At 40.0% G+C, this 6760-nt stretch carries 5 protein-coding genes; 4 read left to right on the top strand and 1 reads right to left on the bottom strand.

From position 1 onward, the window contains the following. Positions 1–134: 134 nt before the first annotated feature. Positions 135–839 (bottom strand): YggS family pyridoxal phosphate-dependent enzyme, encoded by a 705-nt coding sequence (locus BKG94_RS00790; protein WP_077433271.1) that lies wholly within the window; start codon positions 837–839, stop codon positions 135–137. A gap of 306 nt (positions 840–1145) precedes the next feature. Between BKG94_RS00790 and thrA the strand changes: the two genes are divergently transcribed. From thrA to BKG94_RS00770, 4 genes are all read left to right on the top strand, one after another. Further along, the gene (gene thrA / locus BKG94_RS00785; RefSeq protein ID WP_077433269.1) at positions 1146–3593 is read left to right on the top strand and encodes a bifunctional aspartate kinase/homoserine dehydrogenase I; all 2448 of its coding nucleotides are present in this window, start codon (positions 1146–1148) and stop codon (positions 3591–3593) included. 11 nt (positions 3594–3604) lie between these two features. Next, positions 3605–4549, top strand: a complete 945-nt coding sequence (gene thrB / locus BKG94_RS00780) for a homoserine kinase (RefSeq protein ID WP_077433267.1) — start codon at positions 3605–3607, stop codon at positions 4547–4549. A gap of 79 nt (positions 4550–4628) precedes the next feature. Beyond that, the gene (thrC, locus tag BKG94_RS00775; RefSeq protein WP_077433265.1) at positions 4629–5903 is read left to right on the top strand and encodes a threonine synthase; all 1275 of its coding nucleotides are present in this window, start codon (positions 4629–4631) and stop codon (positions 5901–5903) included. A 48-nt stretch (positions 5904–5951) separates the two neighbouring features. Then, positions 5952–6659: a 4'-phosphopantetheinyl transferase family protein gene (locus BKG94_RS00770; RefSeq protein WP_077433283.1), complete on the top strand. Its 708-nt coding sequence runs from the start codon at positions 5952–5954 to the stop codon at positions 6657–6659. Positions 6660–6760 lie beyond the last annotated feature (101 nt).

The following is a 6760-nucleotide window of genomic DNA, read 5'->3' as shown; positions in this document are numbered from 1 at the left end:
TTTTTATATTTACGACATAGAGTCATCCCCTGAGCTGAAAGGTTCGGGGGATTTTGCTTTTTGGCATATTGCTATCGTGGGCAGTTTAGAGATAAAGGGATATAGTATCCCTTGCGGGTTTGGATTGATAGGCACTATTTGGGGGAATAATCTCGTGCACCAAAAATTGCCGTACCAATTCTAACTATCGTTGAACCACATTTTATAGCACTTGGCATATCATCCGTCATTCCCATTGAAAGCGTATCGATTTGCCCGTTTGGAAAGGCTTGTTTAAGTTGTCCAAATAGTTCCGCCATTTTTTTGAAAGTATTTTCTTGCTCGGCAACATTTGGAGTCGGAGCGGGAATTGCCATTAAACCGCGTAGACGTAAGTGCGGTAGATTTTCAATGTGTTTGGCAAGATCGAGCATTGATTCAGGTTGAATACCGGATTTACTATCTTCATCGCTGATATTAATTTGAATCAGCACATTTAGCGGGGCTTTATTTTGGGGTCTTTGTTCATTCAACCGTTCGGCAATTTTCACTCGATCAAGCGTTTGCATCCAGTCGAAATACTCTGCTACCAAACGACTTTTATTGGATTGCAAAGGTCCAATAAAATGCCACTCAAGCTTAATCTTTTGTTGTTCAAAATATTGAATTTTTTCCACACCTTCCTGCACGTAATTTTCACCAAAGGCAATTTGTCCCGCCTGATAAGCTTCTAAAATATCGGAAACCGGTTTGGTTTTAGAAACAGCCAGTAGCTTTACCTCATTTAAAGGTCGATGAGCTTGAACACATCCCTCATGAATACTTTCCTGAATGTCTCGTAAGTTATGTTGAATGTTCATTGGATTCTCCTTATTCAAAGTGCGGCTAGTTTACACGAAATTTAATGACTTGAAAAAAATTCAGTTAAATTGTTATTTTATGTTTGACAACTTTATGAAATTTCGGTATTTCTTAGCGCATTCGTTTTGAAAGATAAAACACAATGAAAATTAACCGCACTTTTACCGCTATCATTATTATGATGACCATTACGATGTTTAATGGCGCGGGTTAATGCACGAAAAATGGAATATCGAAAACCCGCAATTCAACTGAATGCGGGTTTTTTATCGGTTTAAAATAAAATATTTCTAGGAGAATCAATTATGCGAGTACTCAAATTTGGCGGCACTTCCCTTGCGAATCCGGAGCGTTTTTCTCAAGCCGCAAGACTTATTGAGCAGGCTCATTTAGCGGAGCAGGCTGCAGGTGTATTATCAGCCCCTGCTAAAATTACTAACCATCTTGTCGCCCTTTCTGAAAAAGCTGCTTTAAATCAACCCACCGATACTCATTTCAATGAATCCCTTGAAATTTTCTATAATATTATTAATGGATTGTATGCCGAAAATAATCAATTTGATTTAGATGGTATGAAAGCCTTAATCGATGCTGAATTTTCTCAAATTAAGGGATTATTAGAAGAAATTCGTCAAGCGGGTAAAGTGGAAGATGCGGTGAAAGCGACGATTGATTGTCGTGGTGAAAAACTTTCAATTGCAATGATGAAAGCTTGGTTTGAAGCCCGTGGCTATGAGGTTCATGTTATTGATCCGGTAAAACAATTACTTGCAAAAGGAAATTATTTAGAATCTTCCGTTGAAATTACAGAATCGACCAAACGTGTGGATGTGGCAAGCATTGGAAAAGATAAAGTCGTATTAATGGCGGGTTTCACTGCAGGTAATGAACAAGGTGAACTCGTGCTTTTGGGACGTAATGGCTCTGATTATTCCGCAGCCTGTCTAGCTGCCTGTTTAGATGCGAGTGTCTGTGAAATTTGGACAGATGTTGATGGTGTTTATACTTGTGATCCCCGTTTAGTGCCGGATGCACGCTTGCTACCAACCCTATCTTACCGCGAGGCAATGGAGCTTTCTTATTTTGGTGCAAAAGTGATTCACCCACGAACTATTGGTCCATTATTACCGAAGAATATCCCTTGTGTCATTAAGAATACCGGTAATCCGTCCGCACCGGGATCAATTATTGATGGTAATGTGAAAGCTGAAGGTTTGCAGGTAAAAGGCATTACGAATTTAGATAATTTGGCAATGTTTAATGTTTCTGGACCTGGAATGCAAGGAATGGTTGGTATGGCGTCTCGTGTATTCTCGGCGATGTCGAGTGCAGGGATCTCAGTGATTTTAATTACACAATCTTCGTCTGAATACAGCATTAGTTTCTGCGTACCGGTCAAGTCGTCAGAACTGGCAAAAATGGTGCTTGAGAATGAATTTTCTGATGAACTTAGTGCGAGCCAGTTAGAGCCTATTGAAGTGATTAAAGATATGTCTATTATTTCTGTCGTGGGTGACGGAATGAAACAAGCTAAAGGCATTGCTGCCCGTTTCTTCTCTGCTTTGGCTCAAGCAAATATCAGTATTGTGGCGATTGCACAAGGCTCCAGCGAGCGTTCTATCTCCGCCGTTGTGCCACAAAATAAAGCAATTGAGGCTGTGAAAGCTACCCATCAGGCACTTTTTAACAATAAGAAAGTCGTGGATATGTTTTTAGTTGGTGTAGGTGGTGTAGGTGGCGAACTCATTGAGCAGGTAAAACGTCAGAAGGAATATTTGGCAAAGAAGGACATTGAAATTCGGGTTTGTGCCATTGCAAACTCCAATAAAATGATGCTTAATGAACAGGGTTTAAATCTGGATAATTGGAAAACCGACCTTGAAAATGCGACACAGCCTTCCGATTTTGATGTATTACTTTCTTTCATTAAGTTACATCACGTGGTGAATCCGGTATTTGTGGATTGCACATCGGCAGAATCTGTGGCTGGGCTTTATGCTCGAGCTTTAAAAGAAGGTTTCCACGTTGTGACACCAAACAAAAAAGCGAACACACGTGAATTGGAATATTACCACGAGTTACGCAAAAATGCCCAAGCCGGTCAACATAAATTCCTCTATGAAACAAATGTAGGAGCGGGATTGCCGGTAATTGAAAACCTACAAAATTTATTGGCTGCCGGCGATGAATTGGAACGTTTTGAAGGGATTTTATCAGGTTCGCTCTCTTTTATTTTCGGAAAATTGGAAGAAGGAATTTCTTTGTCAAAAGTGACCGCACTTGCTCGTGAAAAAGGATTTACGGAGCCTGATCCGCGTGATGATTTGTCTGGGCAGGATGTGGCCCGTAAACTGTTAATTTTAGCTCGTGAAGCAGGATTAGAGTTAGAGCTTTCCGATGTAGAAGTAGAAGGCGTCTTGCCAAAAGGTTTTGCCGAGGGGAAATCTACTGACGAATTTATGGCAATGCTGCCACAGCTTGATGATGATTTTAATGCTCGAGTAGAGGCTGCAAAATCAGAAGGTAAAGTATTACGTTACGTGGGACAAATCAGCGAAGGAAAATGTAAAGTTTCGATTGTCGCAGTGGATCAAAACAATCCGCTTTACAAAGTGAAAGACGGTGAAAATGCCCTTGCATTCTATACGCGTTATTATCAACCGATTCCGTTATTATTACGTGGTTATGGTGCAGGCAATGCCGTTACCGCAGCGGGTATTTTTGCCGATATTTTAAGAACATTACAACATTAACAGGAGTCCCGATGTTAAGAATCTATGCACCGGCATCCAGCGCAAACATTAGTGTAGGCTTTGACACGCTAGGAGCTGCAATTTCTCCTATTGATGGTTCATTATTAGGTGATGTTGTTCAAATTGAGGAAATCCCAAGCGGTTTTGAATTGGAAAGTGCGGGCTATTTTGTCCGTAAATTACCGAAAGAACCGCAAAAAAATATCGTCTATCAAGCCTATGTATTATTTATCGAGCGTTTGAAACTACGTGGAATTCAAGTGAAATCGCTACGTTTAACACTCGAAAAAAATATGCCTATTGGATCGGGATTAGGGTCGAGTGCCTGTTCAATTGTCGCAGCATTAGTGGCATTGAATCAGTTTCATGATGAACCCTTTTCTAAAATGGAATTGCTTGAAATGATGGGGGAATTAGAGGGGAGAATTTCAGGCTCTATTCACTATGATAACGTTGCGCCTTGTTATCTTGGCGGCGTACAGTTTATGGTACAGTCGCTCGGTAATATTTGCCAAAAACTGCCGTTTTTCGATCACTGGTATTGGGTGTTGGCTTATCCAGGGATTGAAGTTTCTACTGCTGAAGCTCGGGCAATTCTACCGAAAAGTTATACCCGACAAGATGTGATTTCCCATGGTCGTCATTTAGGCGGTTTTGTTCATGCTTGTCATACACAGCAGGAAAATCTTGCAGCGATTATGATGAAAGATGTCATCGCAGAGCCTTATCGTGAATCATTATTGCCTAATTTTGCAGAAGTAAAACAGGCTACGCGTGATTTAGGTGCATTAGTAACGGGGATTTCAGGATCGGGGCCAACTATTTTTTCTATTGCACCGGATCTTCAAACGGCGACTAAATTATCGACTTATTTGGAAAATCATTATTTACAAAATAACGAAGGTTTTGTGCATATTTGCAAGGTTGATAATCAAGGGGTAAGAAATTTAGCCTAGTGCAGGAGAGCCTTAGGCATAATTTCAAAACGAGATAATTTTTAATCTATTTTATTTATCATTTATAAACGGTTTAACAATGAATTTATACAACATCAAACACCCGGAAGAACAAGTTAATTTTGCCCAAGCCGTGCGTCAAGGGCTTGGGAAAGATCAAGGCTTATTTTTTCCGGAAACCATTCCAACATTAACCAATATCAATGAATTATTGGATTTGCCGTTGGTTGAACGCAGCCAAAAAATTCTTTCCGCTTTAATTGGTGAAGAATTGCCCGCAGACAAGCTAAATACCATGGTAAAAAATGCCTTTACTTTTCCTGCTCCTTTAGAAAAAGTCGAAGAGAATATTTATGCCCTTGAGCTTTTCCACGGACCAACCTTAGCGTTCAAAGATTTTGGCGGACGTTTTATGGCTCAAGCGCTTGCTAATGTGCGTGGCGATGGCAAAATTACGATTTTAACGGCAACCTCAGGGGATACCGGTGCGGCGGTGGCTCACGCCTTTTATGGTTTAGAAAATATTAATGTGGTGATTCTATACCCGAAAGGAAAAATTAGCCCACTACAAGAAAAATCATTCTGTACCCTTGGGGGTAATATTCGCACTGTTGCCATTAACAGTGATTTTGATGCCTGTCAAGCATTGGTTAAACAAGCCTTTGACGATGCAGAATTGCGAGAGGCTATCGGGTTAAACTCTGCCAATTCCATTAATATCAGCCGTTTATTGGCTCAAATTTGTTATTATTTTGAGGCGGTGGCTCAGCTGCCAAAAGAAAAACGCAATAATGTGGTTGTTTCCGTACCAAGCGGGAATTTCGGTAATTTAACTGCAGGATTAATTGCAAAAACCTTAGGTTTACCGATTAAGCGTTTTATCGCTTCTACTAATGCCAATGATACTGTGCCGCGTTATTTACAATCCGGCAAATGGGAACCGAAAGTGACTGTTGCGACACTTTCTAATGCGATGGATGTTAGTCGCCCGAATAACTGGCCACGAGTGGAAGAGTTATTTAAGCGTAATGGTTGGAATTTATCGGATTTAGGTTCGGGGATGCTGACTGATGCGCAAACGGAACAAACCCTAAAAGCATTGTATGCTGAGGGATATACTTGCGAACCTCATGGTGCGATAGCTTATCAAGTATTGAAAGATCAGCTTAACGATGATGAAACAGGAATTTTCCTTTGCACGGCACATCCGGCAAAATTTAAAGAATCTGTTGAGCGAATTTTGAATCTCGAATTACCTTTGCCGGAAACATTAGATAAGCATAATAAGTTGCCGCTACTTTCCGATGAAATGGAAAATGATTTTGCGAAACTACGTGCTTATTTACTCAAATGATAAAAAAGTGCGGTTAATATGACCGCACTTTCACTTTTTAATTGTTTTATGACAACATTAATTGCTTACGCCAATATTCAACAACCTTTTCCTTTTGATGAAATTCCACCCGAAATTGTGCCGGAAAGTTTGATTACCCTACAATCTGAAAATCCACGAGTGCGTCAACGCCATCAATGCCAGAAATTAGCTCATTTCCTACTCTGGAAATTACTGAAAACAGTAGGGAAAAATACCGCACTTTTAGGAAAAATTGAACGTACAGAGAGCGGGAGACCTTATTTTCCAAATGAAACAATTGATTTTAACATTAGCCATTCGGCTGATTGGGTTGCGGTTATTTTGCAAAACAGAGCGGAAAAGAAAAGTACGGTTGGCATTGACATCGAATTTCCAAAACAGCGATATTTTCTTGGATTAATGCAGCATTTCGCACCGGGAGATGAGGTCATGTGGTTTAGCCAACAATCGGATATTGAAGGGACATTTTATCGGAGCTGGTGCTTACGTGAAGCCATATTAAAATCACAAGGCGTGGGTATTGTGAAATTATCGGAAGTACGCCATTTACCTCACGAATTAAAAATTTTTTCGGATTATTGTCCACAGGGTAAACTTTTTTTCACCAATGAACTGCCTTTTTACTTGGCTGCTTTTACCAATCAACTTAAAAATCAACCGCACTTTTTACATTGGAATGGGAAAACGCTTAAGCAAAAAACGCTCGATCGTCTCATTCAGTATGAAGTAAATTAAATAGAGAAATATTTAAATCATTAAGGGGGATTTTATTCTGGAAATGCCTTGTATTTTGATAGACGAGCCCCCATTATTCCGATAAACTCGTAACAATTTTT

This window comes from Rodentibacter ratti (assembly GCF_002000485.1).
In the GTDB taxonomy this organism is placed as follows: domain Bacteria; phylum Pseudomonadota; class Gammaproteobacteria; order Enterobacterales; family Pasteurellaceae; genus Rodentibacter; species Rodentibacter ratti.
This window is presented reverse-complemented; position numbering and strand designations above follow the sequence as displayed.